Origin of the sequence: Kosakonia sp. PSU_27 (assembly GCF_039409795.1) — a bacterium.
In the GTDB taxonomy this organism is placed as follows: domain Bacteria; phylum Pseudomonadota; class Gammaproteobacteria; order Enterobacterales; family Enterobacteriaceae; genus Kosakonia.
Map to the genome: position 1 here is coordinate 271,881 of NZ_JBCIVK010000008.1, position 15,183 is coordinate 287,063.

Consider the following 15,183-nt stretch of genomic DNA (forward strand, 5'->3'; position numbering starts at 1 on the left):
AAGAGAGCCTCTCCCGCCGGGGAGAGGCTTTGCCAATTACAATTTGGCGAACACGCGACGTGCAGCGTCGATGGTGTTGTCAATATCCTCTTCGCTATGCGCGACAGACATAAAGCCCGCTTCAAACGCCGACGGCGCAAGGTATACGCCTTCTTCCAGCATCAAATGGAAGAAGCGTTTAAAACGTTCTACGTCGCACTTCACCACATCCTGATAGCTGGTCACGCTTTCGGCATCGGTAAAGAACAGACCAAACATTCCACCGACATGGTTGACCACCAGTGGAATGCCGGCTTCCTGCGCGGCGTCCAGCAGACCGTTGGCCAGTTGCGTGGTCAGTTCGGTCAGCGTGGCGTGAATGCCCGGCTGGGCGACTTCGGTTAAACAGGCATAGCCTGCCGCCATGGCAATCGGGTTACCGGAGAGCGTACCCGCCTGGTAGACCGGGCCGGTAGGTGCCAGCGCGTCCATCACCTCGCGACGCCCGCCAAATGCGCCGACCGGCATGCCGCCACCGATAATTTTGCCAAGGCAAGTCAGATCCGGTGTCACACCGTAATAATCCTGCGCACCCGCCAGCGCGACGCGAAAACCAGTCATTACTTCATCAATAATCAGCAGCGCACCGAACTCATCGCACAGCGCGCGCAGGCCCGGCAGGAATTCCGGCAGCGGCGGCACGCAGTTCATGTTTCCGGCGACCGGTTCGACGATGATACAGGCAATATCCTGCGGATATTGCTCAAACGCCGCGCGTACCGAGCTGAGATCGTTATAGGTGCAGGTAAGCGTGTGTTTGGCGAAATCAGCCGGAACGCCCGGTGAGTTCGGCTGACCGAGCGTCAGCGCACCGGAACCGGCTTTCACCAGCAGGCAGTCGGCGTGGCCGTGGTAGCAGCCTTCAAATTTGATAATTTTATCGCGGCCGGTAAACCCGCGCGCCAGACGAATGGCGCTCATTGTCGCTTCGGTACCAGAGTTCACCATGCGCACCATATCCATGGTCGGCACCAGCTCGGTGACCAGCTGCGCCATTTTGACTTCCATTTCGGTAGGCGCGCCAAAGCTCAGGCCGCGGCTGGCCGCTTCGATCACCGCATTGCGAATTGCCGGGTGGTTGTGACCGAGTACCATGGGGCCCCAGGAACCGACGTAATCGATATAGGCTTTGCCGTCGACATCATACAAATAAGCACCGTCAGCACGCTCGATAAACAGCGGCGTACCGCCCACGCCGGTAAAGGCGCGTACCGGTGAGTTCACACCGCCCGGGATAAGCTCACGCGCTGCGTTATAGAGGTTTTCAGACTTACTCATGCTTTTCATTCCTGGTTCGTGGAAAAATCAATGCCGGTCATTCTATGTGATTACGGGAATGTTATGAAAGTTTTGCCCCGGTGAAACGACATATTTTGCAGGGATTTTACCCGCGACGCGCCGAGGCTTGCCGGGTAAAATGCCCCTTTTGTATTACTTATCGAAAATCAATGTCAGCGCAAATCCCTTCATTTGAACAGCAGCAGGTTGAGCAACGGCGACGCCGCAACATCATGCGCCAGATGCTGCAACGCGATAAAACGCCACTGGCGATTTTGCTGGTTGCCGCCGTCGCGGGCGCAGTCACAGGATTAGTGGGCGTCTTTTTTGAAAAAGCCGTGAATGCGGTGTTGAACGCACGTATTGGCGCGCTGGCGCAGATGGCGGACAGCGCACTGGTGTGGCCGCTGGCATTTATTGGCTCGGCAGTGCTGGCGATGATTGGCTATTTTCTGGTGCGGCGATTCGCGCCCGAAGCCGGCGGCTCGGGGATCCCGGAAATTGAAGGTGCGCTGGAGGAACTGCGTCCGGTGCGCTGGTGGCGAGTCTTACCGGTTAAGTTTTTCGGCGGGATGGGAACACTTGGCGCGGGCATGGTGCTGGGGCGGGAAGGGCCGACCGTGCAGATCGGCGGCAATATCGGGCGCATGATGAGCGATCTGTTTCGCCTGCGCAGCGGTGAAGCACGTCATACGTTGCTGGCGACCGGCGCGGCAGCCGGGCTTTCTGCCGCGTTTAATGCGCCGCTGGCGGGTATTCTTTTCATCATTGAAGAGATGCGTTCGCAGTTTCATTACAACCTAATCTCAATTAAAGCCGTGTTCACCGGCGTGATTATGTCGAGCATTGTCTTTCGTGTGTTTAACGGCGAGGCGGCGGTAATTGACGTCGGTAAGCTCAGCAATGCGCCGATTAATACGCTGTGGCTCTATCTGGTGTTGGGGATGATTTTTGGCGGCATCGGACCGCTATTTAACACGCTGGTGTTGCGCACCCAGGATCTGTTTCAGCGTATCCACGGCGGGCATACCGGGAAATGGGTGCTGATTGGCGGTATCATCGGCGGTTGTTGCGGCGTGCTTGGGTTGATTGCGCCTGCGCTTTCCGGCGGGGGTTTTGCGCTTATCCCGATTGCGACCGCCGGAAACTATACCGTTGGCGCACTGCTGTTTATTTTCCTGATTCGTGTGGCAACCACGTTACTCTGTTTTAGCTCTGGCGCGCCGGGCGGCATATTTGCGCCGATGCTGGCGCTTGGCACGGTATTAGGCATGGCGTTTGGCAGCGCGAGTGCCTCGATTTTTCCGCATTATCAGCTCGATGCGGGGACATTCGCCATTGCCGGAATGGGCGCATTACTGGCCGCGTCGCTGCGTGCGCCGCTGACCGGCATCGTGCTAGTTCTGGAAATGACTGACAATTATCAGCTTATTTTGCCAATGATCATTACCTGTCTTGGTGCGACACTGTTAGCACAGTTTTTGGGCGGAAAACCGCTCTATTCCGCGATCCTGGCACGTACGCTTGCCAGGCAGGATGCGGCTCGCGAACGCGAGTTGCCGCGGGAGAATACTTGAACGATTTAGTAGCGTATTGGATAATAGCTGAAAAGGTCGGGTTACTATTTGACCAGATCGCAGTATCAACGGGAGCAAGACATGAGTGATGACGTAGCGTTGCCGCTGCAGTTTACCGACGCAGCAGCCAACAAAGTAAAAAACCTGATTGCGGACGAAGATAACCCAAATCTGAAGCTGCGTGTCTACATCACCGGTGGTGGTTGCAGCGGCTTCCAGTATGGTTTTACCTTTGACGATCAAATCAACGATGGTGATATGACCATTGAGAAGCAGGGCGTTGGCCTGGTGGTTGACCCGATGAGCCTGCAATATCTCGTTGGCGGTTCAGTCGATTACACCGAAGGTCTGGAAGGTTCCCGCTTTGTGGTGACTAACCCGAATGCGACCAGCACTTGTGGTTGCGGCTCTTCATTCAGTATTTAATGAATCCTTCATATATAAAAAGCCGTGTCAGTGACACGGCTTTTTTGTTATCTGCCTGATTCATCCAGCGCAAACGTGGGTAACTTCAGGTGCCAGCGAATCGCCGCCAGCCTGATAACCAGCGTGACCACCATGCCCAGCATACTTGCCGTTTCCAGCGGTACGGCAAAGAAGTGATACGCCGTTGCATGCACAATGCCACCCGCAATACAGGCGGTAGCGTAGATTTCGGTACGCAGGATCATCGGCACTTCGCGCGCCAGCACGTCACGAATGATACCGCCACCAACACCGGTTACCACGCCCATACAAATCGCCACCAGCGGGCCGGTTTCGGCGAGAAAGGCTTTATTTACGCCAATACCGACAAACACCGCCAGCCCGACCGCATCCAGTACCGGTAATATCCATTTCGGCAAGCGGCGCGGCTGGCGTACCAGCACAATAGTCAACATGCAGGTCACCATCGCCACCACTAAATCCGTTGGATCTTTAACCCAGAATACCGGGCCGTGCGCCAGCGCCATATCACGGATCGTCCCGCCACCAACGGCGGTCACGACGCCGAGTACCAGCACACCAAACGGATCCATTCGCAGTTTTCCCGCCAGCAGAACGCCTGATATAGCAAATACGGCGGTGCCGATAATATCCAGCCAGTAAACCAGCATGGTGAATTCCCCGGTTATTTCACCTGCGCAAGGGCAGTGCAGAGTTGTTGAGCGGCGAGGATAATACGCGGGCTTGCCCGTTCAAACCAGTCACCGTGCAGAGAAATAATCGGTACATTGAGCTGATTTCGCCAGAACTGTTCGATTCGCGGGATCTCTTTTTCATCGCCTGCCACCACGATCGCCTGCGGCTGGCGCGCCAGCACCTGTTCACGGCTCACTTGTGGCCAGGGAACGCGGCTGGCGGCAAAGATGTTTTCCCCGCCGCACAGCTCCAGCACCTGGTTTTGAATCGAGCCTTTTCCGCTGGTAAACAGCGGCTGCGCGCCAAATTGCAGGAACACACGCTTTTTCGGCAGGCTGGCGTAGCGGGTTTTCAATTCGTTGTACTGGGAAAGCAGCTTCTGCGCCGCCTGTTCCGCCTGCTGCGGATGCGGGCTATATGCTTTGAGCTTACGCAGCGTCTCGATGACCTGCTCAATGGTGATCGCATCCACCCACATCACGGTGATACCGAATTGCTTGAGCTGATTCACCTGACGTTCGGTATTGCCGCCACGCCATGCCAGCACCAGATCCGGTTTCAGCGCGACAATACGTTCCAGATTCATCCCTTGCCAGCTTGCCACCTGCTCAATCTGCGCGGCTTGTGGCGGGTAATCGGAATAGCTACTGACGCCGACAGGCGTAATGCCCGCAGCGAAAAGCAGTTCGGTATTGGCTGGCGAAAGTGAGATAACACGCGGCGCGGCGAAAAGCCACGCCGGGAGCAGAATAAGCAGGGCGGCAAGCGCCCTGAAAAGAGAGTTAACCACGCGCCAGTTTCTGTACCAGGGTTTCAACCATCAGGCTGGATTGCTTCGCAGCCACAACCAGGAATTCGTCGAAGCTCAGGTGGGATTCCTGATCCGCCACGTCGGAAATAGCGCGAACCACCACAAACGGTACGCTGTAGTTATGGCAAACGTGCGCGATGGCGGTCGCTTCCATCTCAACGGCGATCGCCTGCGGGAAGTTATGGCGGATTTTCGCCAGGCCTTCGGCACCGTTAATAAAGGCATCGCCGCTCACAATAAGGCCGCGTACGGCATGCAGGTTCAGCTCACCAATGCAGGCTTCTGCTGCGGCAATCAGATTGTCATCCGCTTTGAAACCCGCCGGGCAACCGGGTAATTGACCAATATCATAGCCAAAAGCGGTCACGTCAGCATCGTGATAACGCGCTTCGTCGGAAACCACGATATCGCCCACTTTCAGCGTTGCTGCAAGGCCACCGGCGGAACCGGTGTTGATAATCACATCCGGCTGGCAGCGCTCCAGCAGCAGCGTCGCGCCCATGGCGGCAGCCACTTTACCAATGCCGGATTTCAGTAGCGCAACCTCTGTACCATTCAGCGTACCGGTGTAGATTTCGCTCCCGCCGACGTTCAGCGTCTGACGGTTCTCGATTTTGTCACGCAGCAGCGTAACTTCTTCTTCCATTGCACCAATAATGCCAATTTTCATGGAGATACTCGCTAATGTGATAAGACAGGATTACGTTTTCAGGGCATAGTCTATCATGGCATACACAATTGCATGATATCCCGTGACGCTAAGCACAGGAGAGGAAATGGCAGAGATCGACTTTCGCAACAAGATAAACTGGCGCCGCCGCTACCGTTCGCCGCAGGGTGTAAAAACCGAACGTGAAATACTGCGCATCTTTGAAAGCGATCGTGGGCGCATTATCAACTCTGCCGCCATCCGACGTTTACAGCAAAAAACACAGGTTTTCCCGCTGGAGCGTAACGCGGCGGTGCGCACGCGTTTGACGCATTCGCTGGAAGTTCAGCAAGTGGGGCGTTATATCGCCAAAGAGATTTTGAGCCGTCTGAAAGAGCAGCGCCTGCTGGAAACCTACGGTCTGGATGAATTGACCGGGCCGTTTGAAAGCATCGTTGAGATGGCGTGCCTGATGCATGATATCGGCAACCCGCCTTTTGGCCATTTCGGCGAGGCGGCAATCAATGACTGGTTTCGTCAGCGCCTGGCGCCGGATGATGCGGTGAGCCAACCGCTGTCGGACGATCGCTGCGAAGTGGTGGCGCTTAAATTGCGTGAAGGCGAAGACACGCTGAACGCATTACGCCGGAAAGTGCGCCATGATTTAAGCCATTTTGAAGGTAACGCGCAGGGGATCCGCCTGGTTCATACATTAATGCGTATGAACCTGACCTGGGCGCAGGTCGGCTGTATTTTAAAATATACGCGCCCGGCGTGGTGGATTGGCGAGCCGCCAGCCTCACACAGTTATTTAATGAAAAAACCGGGCTACTATTTTTCTGAAGAAGGCTATGTAGAACGGCTGCGTAAAGAATTAAACCTCGATACTTACAGTCGCTTTCCTCTGACGTGGATAATGGAAGCGGCGGATGATATTTCCTATTGCGTGGCGGATTTAGAAGATGCGGTAGAAAAACGGATATTTAGCGCGGAACAACTTTATCAGCATCTTTATGACGCCTGGGGGGAGCATGAAAAAGGATCGTTGTTTGCGCAGGTGGTCGAAAACGCGTGGGATAAATCACGCGCTAATTCGATGAGCCGCAGCGCGGAAGATCAATTTTTCATGTATCTGCGCGTCAATACGCTGAATAAACTGGTGCCGTACGCGGCACAGCGTTTTATTGATAACTTGCCGCAGATTTTCAACGGTGAATTCAATCACGCGTTACTGGAAGATGAAAGCAGCTTTAGTCAGCTACTTGAATTATATAAAAATGTCGCCATAAAACAGGTGTTCAGCCATCCCGACGTTGAGCAGCTCGAATTACAGGGCTATCGCGTTATCAGTGGTTTGCTGGATATTTACCGTCCGCTGTTACAATTATCGACGGCGGATTTTGCCGAGCTGGTGGAAAAAGAGCGTTTGCGTCGTTTCCCGATTGAATCGCGCCTGTTTCAAAAACTTTCGACGCGCCACCGGCTAGCCTACGTTGAGGCGGTGAGCAAATTATCGCCCGACGCGGCAGAGTACCCGGTGCTGGAGTATTATCACCGTTGTCGATTAATTCAGGATTATATTAGCGGGATGACGGATCTATATTCATGGGATGAATATCGTCGTTTGATGGCGGTGGAATAATGCCGTTGAATTGTAAAGAACGACAATAAATTTTTACTTTTTCCAGACACTTAATGCCGGAACTTCACGCTATAAATCGACTCTGAGTGACACATACACAGCAGTTTGCGTTAATCGGTAAAGAGTGAGAGACATGAAAAAAACCACGTTAGCAATGAGTGCACTGGCTTTGAGTTTAAGTTTAGCGCTGTCTCCTCTGTCGGCTATGGCAGCGGAAACAGCATCGTCTACAGCTGCGACATCACAACAAATGCCTAGCCTCGCGCCGATGCTGGAAAAAGTGATGCCGTCGGTGGTGAGTATCAATGTTGAAGGCAGCACCACGGTAAACACGCCGCGTATGCCGCGCAACTTCCAGCAGTTCTTTGGTGATAATTCACCGTTCTGCCAGGAAGGCTCTCCGTTCCAGAGCTCGCCGTTCTGTCAGGGCGGCGGCGCACCGGGCGGGCAGGGTGATAGCCAGCAGCAGAAATTTATGGCGCTGGGTTCCGGCGTGATCATTGATGCGGCGAAAGGCTATGTGGTGACTAACAACCATGTGGTCGATAACGCCAACACCATCAAAGTGCAATTAAGTGACGGGCGTAAATTTGACGCCAAAGTGGTGGGTAAAGACCCGCGTTCCGACATTGCGCTGATTCAGATTCAGGATCCGAAAAACCTGACCGCGATTAAACTGGCGGACTCCGATGCCCTTCGCGTGGGGGATTACACCGTGGCGATTGGTAACCCGTTTGGTCTCGGTGAAACGGTCACTTCCGGGATTGTCTCCGCACTGGGTCGCAGCGGCCTGAATGCGGAAAACTATGAAAACTTTATCCAGACGGATGCCGCGATCAACCGCGGTAACTCCGGCGGCGCGCTGGTGAACCTGAACGGCGAACTGATCGGTATTAACACCGCGATCCTCGCACCGGATGGCGGCAACATCGGTATCGGTTTTGCGATCCCAAGTAACATGGTGAAAAACCTCACCGGGCAGATGGTCGAGTTCGGTCAGGTTCGCCGTGGTGAGCTGGGTATTATGGGTACCGAACTCAATTCCGAGCTGGCGAAAGCGATGAAAGTCGATGCGCAGCGCGGGGCGTTTGTCAGCCAGGTAATGCCGAATTCCGCCGCCGCGAAAGCCGGTGTGAAAGCAGGGGATGTGATTACATCTCTGAACGGTAAACCGATTAGCAGCTTTGCTGCGCTGCGTGCGGAAGTCGGTTCTATGCCGATTGGCAGCAAAGTTGCACTTGGCCTGCTGCGTGATGGCAAACCTGTGAATATTACGCTCGAGTTGCAGCAGAGCAGCCAGAACCAGGTTGATTCCAGCACCATCTTCAGCGGTATTGAAGGCGCGGAAATGAGCAACAAAGGCAAAGACGGCGGCGTGGTGGTTAATTCGGTGAAAGCCAATACCCCGGCTGCGCAGATTGGCCTGAAAAAAGGCGATGTGATTGTCGGCGCGAACCAGCAGCCGGTGAAAAATATCGCTGAGCTGCGCAAAATCCTCGACAGTAAACCTTCGGTGCTGGCGTTGAACATTCAACGCGGTGACACCTCTATCTATCTGCTGATGCAGTAATCCGCTGTTAACCCTCTTCCCGGATCACGGGAAGAGGGCCTCTCCTCTGTTTTGTGAAGCCTTCCACAACTCCATACTTCTGAATGCCGCTTTGTGCATTTGCACAGTGCGTACGGGAATTTTCTTCCCTATGCTTGGGCTCTGCACACGGGAGGGTTACATGGCTGGCTGGCATCTTGATACCAAAATGGCACAGGATATCGTGGCGCGCACGATGCGCATCATTGATACGAACATTAACGTGATGGATGCACGGGGTCGCATCATTGGTAGTGGTGACCGCGAACGTATTGGTGAATTGCACGAAGGCGCGTTACTGGTGCTCTCGCAAGGCCGTGTGGTGGATATCGACGATGCGGTTGCCCGCCATCTGCATGGTGTGCGTCAGGGTATCAACCTGCCGTTACGTCTTGAAGGGGAAATCGTGGGTGTTATTGGCCTGACGGGGGAACCGGAAACGTTGCGCAAATACGGCGAATTAGTCTGCATGACCGCCGAGATGATGCTGGAACAATCCCGTCTGATGCATCTGTTGGCGCAGGATAGCCGTTTGCGCGAAGAGCTGGTCATGAACCTGATCCAGGCGGAAGAGCACACGCCCGCATTGACCGAATGGGCGCAACGTTTAGGCATTGATTTAAACCAGCCGCGCGTGGTGGCGGTGGTGGAAGTGGACAGCGGCCAGTTGGGCGTGGATAGCGCCATGGCCGAATTGCAGCAACTGCAAAATGCCCTCACCACCCCTGAGCGAAACAACCTGATTGCTATTGTTTCGCTGACCGAAATGGTGGTGCTGAAACCAGCGCTTAACCAGTTTGGTCGCTGGGATGCCGAAGATCACCGCAAGCGGGTGGAACAGCTGATCACGCGCATGAAAGAGAACGGCCAGTTGCGTTTTCGTGTCGCGCTGGGTAATTACTTCACCGGCCCTGGCAGCATTGCCCGTTCTTACCGTACGGCGCGCACCACCATGATGGTGGGTAAACAGCGTATGCCGGAAAGCCGTAGCTATTTTTACCAGGATTTGATGTTACCGGTGTTGCTCGACAGCTTACGCGGTGGTTGGCAGGCCAACGAGCTGGCACGCCCGTTGTCGCGGCTAAAAGCGATGGATAATAACGGCTTGTTGCGCCGTACGCTGGCGGCGTGGTTTCGCCACAATGTGCAGCCGCTGGCAACATCTAAGGCGCTGTTTATCCATCGCAATACGCTGGAGTATCGTTTGAACCGCATCTCGGAACTGACCGGGCTGGATTTAGGAAACTTCGACGACAGGCTGCTGCTGTATGTGGCGCTGCAGTTAGACGAACAACATTAAAGTGATGTTGTGCCGGGTCGTTAGCCCGGCACAATGCGATAGACCCCGCGATTTACTTCCCGCGTGTCAGCTTTTCAAGATCGGATTCGATTTCGTTGATCTTGTTAGTAACAACGCTTTCCAGGTGGCGCAGATCGTCCAGGATCTTACGTTTCAGATCCACTTCCGTGCGATCGCGTTGGCAGATTTGATCCAATTCATCAATTACATAGCGCAGGTTAGGACTGATTTCCTGCACTTCTTTGTACCCCTGGCCGACACCATCGGCGACAACGGTTTTACGCTGGCGCGGGTATTTGAATTTGACGCTCTTGGCAAAAAACTCGCCTTTATCCTTATGAAAATAGATTTTCAGAATATCGTTATTGGCTTCCTGGCGGAGACTATAGCGATCGATTTCATCGGGATTGGTGATGCCTAAACTTTTCAGATTATCGTACATAGCGGTACCCTTAAGCTCAACATAACCTATGAATAATTAACGAAAAAATCTATTTTTGCCACCTGTGAATGCAAAAAAGGCGGGATATATCACCCTCTTCCGGACAGGAAGAGGGACAGACTTAATCGATAGTGCGCAGCAGTTCGTTAATACCTACTTTACCGCGCGTTTTCGCATCCACTTTTTTCACAATTACTGCGCAATACAGGCTGTATTTGCCATCTTTAGACGGCAGGTTGCCGGAAACAACCACTGAGCCCGCCGGTACGCGGCCATAATGCACTTCGCCGGTTTCGCGATCGTAAATACGCGTACTCTGACCGATGTACACACCCATCGAGATAACAGAACCTTCTTCTACGATAACACCTTCGACTACTTCAGAACGTGCGCCAATAAAGCAGTTATCTTCAATGATAGTCGGGTTTGCCTGCAGCGGTTCCAGAACGCCGCCAATACCGACGCCGCCGGAAAGGTGAACGTTTTTACCGATCTGCGCGCAAGAGCCTACGGTCGCCCAGGTATCAACCATGGTGCCTTCATCAACGTAGGCGCCGATATTGACATAAGACGGCATCAGCACGGTATTGCGGGCGATAAACGCGCCCTGGCGCACCGCTGCTGGCGGCACTACGCGGAAGCCTTCTTTCTGGAAACGCGCTTCGTCGTAGTCGGCGAATTTCATCGGGACTTTGTCGAAGTAGCGGCTTTCCGCACCGTCGATAACCTGGTTATCGTTAATGCGGAAAGAGAGCAGAACTGCTTTTTTCAGCCACTGGTGGGTGACCCACTGACCATCGATTTTCTCTGCGACGCGAAGCGCGCCGGAATCGAGCAGGGCAATAACCTGATTCACCGCTTCACGGGTAACGGTATCGGCATTTGCCGGGGTGATCTCTGCGCGACGCTCGAAAGCGGCTTCAATAACGTTCTGTAACTGCTGCATTGTTTACTCTTTCCATCTGTGTAAAAAAATAATCACCCTTTATCGTTTGGATTGAGGGCCTCTGTCAACCGTTGTTGTACCTCCTTTTGCAGCGCATTATTAAGGCCACGCCGGTCGGCAGTCGCGATTATAAATAAATCTTCTACTCGCTCACCAATGGTTGTAATTCTCGCCCCGTGCAGCGAAATTCCCAGATCCGCAAACACCTGCCCGACGCGGGCAAGTAGCCCTGGCTGGTCAAGGGCAATCAATTCAAGAAACGATTTTCTGTCGGTATGTGTCGGCAGGAAATTCACTTCGGTATCGACGGTAAAGTGGCGCAGTTTGGCAGGCTGACGGCGCGGTTGCGGCGGTTGCCAGGTGTGCTGCGTAATGGCCTGTTCCAGCCCAAAACAAATCGCGTCGTGGCGATCGGCGGAGAGCGGGCTGCCGTCCGGTTCCAGCACAATAAAGGTGTCCATTGCCATACCGTCGCGGGTGGTAAAAATCTGCGCGTCGTGAACGCTCAGGTTGCGACGATCAAGCTCGGCGCACACCGCTGCAAACAGATACGGGCGATCCGGGCTCCAGATAAAGATCTCGGTGCCGCCGCGCGTGGCCTGTGGGCTGAGCAAAATCATCGGCTTGCTCAGATCATGTTGCAGCAGGTGGCGCGCATGCCAGGCAAGCTGGTTTGGGCTATGGCGAACAAAATAGTTCGCCCGACAGCGCGCCCAAATCTGATGCAATTGTTCTTCATCAATATTGTCCATTCGAAGCAGCGCCAGCGCCTGAAGCTGGTGATGGCGCACGCGTTCGCGCATATCCGGCGTATTTTGCATACCGCGACGCAGCTGTTTTTCAGTGGCGAAATAGAGTTCGCGCAGCAGGCTCTGCTTCCAGCTGTTCCACAGGGTTTCGTTGGTGGCACAGATATCCGCCACGGTCAGACAGACAAGGAAGCGCAGACGGTTCTCCGTTTGCACTTCTTCGGCAAACTGCTTGATGACTTCCGGATCCTGAATATCACGGCGCTGGGCGGTGACCGACATCAATAGATGATGACGCACCAGCCAGGCGACAAGCTGGGTTTCGCGTGAGTTAAGTCCATGTAATTCAGCGAACTTCAGCACATCCTGCGCCCCTAGTACGGAGTGGTCGCCGCCACGGCCTTTGGCGATATCATGGAACAATGCCGCAATCAGGATCAGCTCCGGGTGGGTTAAACGCGGCCACAGTTCCACGCATAGAGGGTGCTTATTGCGCGTCTCTTCTTTGGCAAAACTTTCCAGTTTCAGCAATACGCGAATGGTGTGCTCATCCACGGTATAAGCGTGGAAGAGGTCAAACTGCATCTGACCGACGATGTGCGACCACTGCGGCATATAGGCCCACAACACGCTGTGGCGGTGCATTGGTAGCAGACCACGGCTGACGGCGCCTGGATGGCGCAACATGCTGAGGAAAATTGAGCGCGCTTCGGCGATATAACACAGCGGCTGCGTCAGATGGCGGCGGGCGTGACGCAAGTGGCGCAGCGTGGTGGAGTAGATGCCGGTAATGTTGCTGTTGCGCACCATAATATAGAACATGCGCAGGATGGCCTGCGGCTCACGGATAAACAGCGTTTCGTCACGCAGATCGATAAGCGAACCGCGCAGTTGAAATTCATCGTCAATCGGGCGCGGTTTCTCGTCGGTGGTCAGCGCCAGAATCGCTTCATCGAAAAGCTGTAACAGCATCTGGTTCAGTTCCGCGACGCGGCGGGTGACGCGGAAGAAATCCTTCATCATATGTTCGACAGGCTGGTTGCCTTCACCAACATAATTCAGACGCTGCGCTACGCTCAGTTGGCGGTCGAACAGCAGGCGGTTGTCGTAGCGACTCACTTCCAGATGCAGCGCGAAACGGATACGCCAAAGCAAGTGCAGACATTCGTTCAGCTCATTGCGCTCGGCTTCGGTCAGAAAGCCAAAGCCCACCATTTCATCCAGCGATGTGGCACCAAAGTGACGGCGGGCAACCCATTGCAGGGTGTGAATATCGCGCAGACCGCCAGGGCTGCTTTTTATGTCGGGTTCCAGGTTGTAACTGGTGCCGTGGTAACGCTGGTGGCGCTCGTTTTGTTCCGCCACTTTTGCCGGGAAAAAAGTTTCCGATGGCCAGAAGCTGTCGCTAAAAATATGCTTTTGCAGTTCCAGAAACAGCGCGACGTCGCCAATCAGCAGACGTGATTCAATTAAGTTGGTCGCGACAGTGAGATCCGATAACCCTTCCTGTAAGCACTCATCCAGCGTACGGACGCTGTGTCCCACTTCGAGTTTGACATCCCACAATAGCGTGAGCAGTTCGCCAATCTTCTGCGCTTGTTCGTCGGAAAGTTTGCTGCGGCTGAGGATCAGTAAATCAATGTCCGATAACGGATGCAGCTCACCGCGACCGTAACCGCCGACCGCTACCAGCGCAGTATCGCTGACGTCGCCAAAACCGTATTCCAGCCATAAGCGTTGCAGAAGTTGATCAATAAATTCGGTGCGCGCCTCGATTAATTGCTCGGCTGAAATACCGGCGTCAAAGACGTGCCCGAGCCACTGCTGGAAAGCCTCGATATGCGCTTTGATGTTGGCGCACTGGAATTCGTCTTGTGACCAAACGCCTGGATATTCAGGCTGGCCGGGAAGGGTGGGTTGTACCGCGCTGACAAATTGTTCTGAAGTGATGTTGCTCATTATGGGCCACCCGTCTGGAGTGCATATGCATAGCAAAACAACTTAAAAGAGATAATGAAAAATGAAAAGTCGTTTATATGTATGACGCTGCAGGGGAGAGTGGTAAAAAAAACGGCCCGCAGAGCGGACCGTTTATCGTATTTAGCAATGTCAGAATCAGGCGGCGGTTAGCACGGCATCGATGGTGTCATCTTTGCGCAGCGTCAGGATCTCGCAGCCGGTTTCAGTAACGACAATTGTGTGCTCATACTGCGCAGACAGGCTGCGGTCTTTGGTTTTCACCGTCCAGCCGTCTTTCATGGTGCGAATACGGTAATCGCCCGCGTTTACCATCGGCTCGACGGTAAATGTCATGCCCGCTTGCAGCACCACACCGCCATCATCAGCATCATAGTGCAGCACTTGCGGCTCTTCATGGAAGCCGCGGCCAATACCGTGACCACAATATTCGCGCACGACAGAGAAGCCCTGGGCTTCAACATATTTCTGAATTGCTGCGCCAAGGGTGCGCAGGCGGATACCCGGTTTGACCATGCGCAGCGCCAGATAAAGACTCTCTTGCGTGATATGGCACAGACGCTCCCCCAGGATGGTCGGCTTACCGACGATAAACATTTTGGAGGTGTCGCCGTGGTACTCGTCTTTAATCACGGTCACATCGATGTTGACGATATCGCCATCTTTCAGCAGTTTTTCGTCATCCGGAATACCGTGGCACACCACTTCGTTAATAGAGATGCAAACCGATTTCGGGAAACCGTGATAACCCAGGCAGGCGGAAATGGCATGCTGCTCGTTGACGATGTAGTCGTTGCAGATGCGATCGAGTTCACCCGTGCTGACGCCCGGTTTAATGTACGGTTCAATCATTTCCAGCACTTCGGCGGCGAGTCGGCCCGCGACGCGCATTTTTTCGATTTCTTCAGGTGTCTTAATAGAGATAGCCATGGAATGTGTCCATCAGTGTCGATTTTTTCGACTATACCAGGATTAGTCCTGTCAATGGTAACAGTCGGGCAAGTGTTGTGCCAAATCGAGAATCATTAACAGCACTCTGCGTCAACAACTATTGGTTTCCGGC

Annotated in this window: 13 protein-coding genes; 5 read left to right on the top strand and 8 right to left on the bottom strand. The window is 54.0% G+C overall.

The annotated features are described in order from the left end of the window. Positions 1-36: 36 nt before the first annotated feature. Positions 37-1,317: a glutamate-1-semialdehyde 2,1-aminomutase gene (gene hemL / locus AAIG26_RS20630; RefSeq protein ID WP_020456595.1), complete on the bottom strand. Its 1,281-nt coding sequence runs from the start codon at positions 1,315-1,317 to the stop codon at positions 37-39. A gap of 170 nt (positions 1,318-1,487) precedes the next feature. Here hemL and clcA point away from each other — a divergent pair, with 170 nt between their 5' ends. Continuing rightward, on the top strand, positions 1,488-2,894 hold the full coding sequence (gene clcA, locus AAIG26_RS20635) for a H(+)/Cl(-) exchange transporter ClcA (RefSeq protein WP_343181370.1): 1,407 nt from the start codon (positions 1,488-1,490) through the stop codon (positions 2,892-2,894). An 81-nt stretch (positions 2,895-2,975) separates the two neighbouring features. Further along, positions 2,976-3,320: an iron-sulfur cluster insertion protein ErpA gene (erpA, locus tag AAIG26_RS20640; protein WP_017457984.1), complete on the top strand. Its 345-nt coding sequence runs from the start codon at positions 2,976-2,978 to the stop codon at positions 3,318-3,320. Positions 3,321-3,367: 47 nt separating this feature from the next. Here erpA and AAIG26_RS20645 read toward each other — a convergent pair whose 3' ends face one another. From AAIG26_RS20645 to mtnN, 3 genes are read right to left on the bottom strand one after another with little or no spacing between them, the layout of a single operon-like run. Next, on the bottom strand, positions 3,368-3,991 hold the full coding sequence (locus AAIG26_RS20645) for a TRIC cation channel family protein (protein ID WP_020456597.1): 624 nt from the start codon (positions 3,989-3,991) through the stop codon (positions 3,368-3,370). Positions 3,992-4,005: 14 nt separating this feature from the next. Further along, positions 4,006-4,806 (bottom strand): vitamin B12 ABC transporter substrate-binding protein BtuF, encoded by an 801-nt coding sequence (gene btuF, locus AAIG26_RS20650; protein WP_269232210.1) that lies wholly within the window; start codon positions 4,804-4,806, stop codon positions 4,006-4,008. Beyond that, positions 4,799-5,497 carry a 5'-methylthioadenosine/S-adenosylhomocysteine nucleosidase gene (gene mtnN, locus AAIG26_RS20655; RefSeq protein WP_045512009.1) on the bottom strand — a complete coding sequence of 233 codons (699 nt, stop codon included), beginning with the start codon at positions 5,495-5,497 and terminating at the stop codon, positions 4,799-4,801. Before mtnN ends, btuF begins: the two co-directional genes overlap by 8 nt. Before the next feature lie 106 nt (positions 5,498-5,603). Here mtnN and dgt point away from each other — a divergent pair, with 106 nt between their 5' ends. The 3 genes from dgt to cdaR all read left to right on the top strand — a co-directional run bounded on the left by dgt (position 5,604) and on the right by cdaR (position 10,006). Continuing rightward, positions 5,604-7,118 (top strand): dGTPase, encoded by a 1,515-nt coding sequence (dgt, locus tag AAIG26_RS20660; RefSeq protein WP_020456600.1) that lies wholly within the window; start codon positions 5,604-5,606, stop codon positions 7,116-7,118. Between the two features lie 133 nt (positions 7,119-7,251). Further along, entirely contained in the window at positions 7,252-8,688 is a 1,437-nt protein-coding gene (gene degP / locus AAIG26_RS20665; protein WP_044489568.1) for a serine endoprotease DegP, read from the top strand. A gap of 160 nt (positions 8,689-8,848) precedes the next feature. Continuing rightward, positions 8,849-10,006 (top strand): DNA-binding transcriptional regulator CdaR, encoded by a 1,158-nt coding sequence (gene cdaR / locus AAIG26_RS20670; protein WP_020456602.1) that lies wholly within the window; start codon positions 8,849-8,851, stop codon positions 10,004-10,006. Positions 10,007-10,058: 52 nt separating this feature from the next. Here the strand turns inward: cdaR and AAIG26_RS20675 are convergent, their stop codons facing one another. The 4 genes from AAIG26_RS20675 to map all read right to left on the bottom strand — a co-directional run bounded on the left by AAIG26_RS20675 (position 10,059) and on the right by map (position 15,050). Then, positions 10,059-10,448, bottom strand: coding sequence for a DUF3461 family protein (locus AAIG26_RS20675; protein ID WP_017457991.1), 390 nt, complete (start codon positions 10,446-10,448; stop codon positions 10,059-10,061). Between the two features lie 121 nt (positions 10,449-10,569). Next, a complete protein-coding gene (gene dapD, locus AAIG26_RS20680; RefSeq protein ID WP_017457992.1) occupies positions 10,570-11,394 on the bottom strand; it encodes a 2,3,4,5-tetrahydropyridine-2,6-dicarboxylate N-succinyltransferase in 825 nt (274 codons plus the stop codon). Between the two features lie 32 nt (positions 11,395-11,426). Further along, positions 11,427-14,102, bottom strand: coding sequence for a bifunctional uridylyltransferase/uridylyl-removing protein GlnD (gene glnD, locus AAIG26_RS20685; RefSeq protein WP_017457993.1), 2,676 nt, complete (start codon positions 14,100-14,102; stop codon positions 11,427-11,429). Between the two features lie 156 nt (positions 14,103-14,258). Further along, positions 14,259-15,050 carry a type I methionyl aminopeptidase gene (gene map, locus AAIG26_RS20690; protein ID WP_020456604.1) on the bottom strand — a complete coding sequence of 264 codons (792 nt, stop codon included), beginning with the start codon at positions 15,048-15,050 and terminating at the stop codon, positions 14,259-14,261. Positions 15,051-15,183 lie beyond the last annotated feature (133 nt).

Excerpts from the sequence above, each read along its gene's own strand:
- dapD (WP_017457992.1), bottom strand. The coding sequence starts at position 11,394 with ATGCAGCAGTTACAGAACGTTATTGAAGCCGCTTTCGAGCGTCGCGCA.
- degP (WP_044489568.1), top strand. The coding sequence starts at position 7,252 with ATGAAAAAAACCACGTTAGCAATGAGTGCACTGGCTTTGAGTTTAAGT.
- AAIG26_RS20675 (WP_017457991.1), bottom strand. The coding sequence starts at position 10,448 with ATGTACGATAATCTGAAAAGTTTAGGCATCACCAATCCCGATGAAATC.
- map (WP_020456604.1), bottom strand. The coding sequence starts at position 15,050 with ATGGCTATCTCTATTAAGACACCTGAAGAAATCGAAAAAATGCGCGTC.
- cdaR (WP_020456602.1), top strand. The coding sequence starts at position 8,849 with ATGGCTGGCTGGCATCTTGATACCAAAATGGCACAGGATATCGTGGCG.
- mtnN (WP_045512009.1), bottom strand. The coding sequence starts at position 5,497 with ATGAAAATTGGCATTATTGGTGCAATGGAAGAAGAAGTTACGCTGCTG.
- hemL (WP_020456595.1), bottom strand. The coding sequence starts at position 1,317 with ATGAGTAAGTCTGAAAACCTCTATAACGCAGCGCGTGAGCTTATCCCG.
- clcA (WP_343181370.1), top strand. The coding sequence starts at position 1,488 with ATGTCAGCGCAAATCCCTTCATTTGAACAGCAGCAGGTTGAGCAACGG.
- glnD (WP_017457993.1), bottom strand. The coding sequence starts at position 14,102 with ATGAGCAACATCACTTCAGAACAATTTGTCAGCGCGGTACAACCCACC.
- erpA (WP_017457984.1), top strand. The coding sequence starts at position 2,976 with ATGAGTGATGACGTAGCGTTGCCGCTGCAGTTTACCGACGCAGCAGCC.
- dgt (WP_020456600.1), top strand. The coding sequence starts at position 5,604 with ATGGCAGAGATCGACTTTCGCAACAAGATAAACTGGCGCCGCCGCTAC.
- AAIG26_RS20645 (WP_020456597.1), bottom strand. The coding sequence starts at position 3,991 with ATGCTGGTTTACTGGCTGGATATTATCGGCACCGCCGTATTTGCTATA.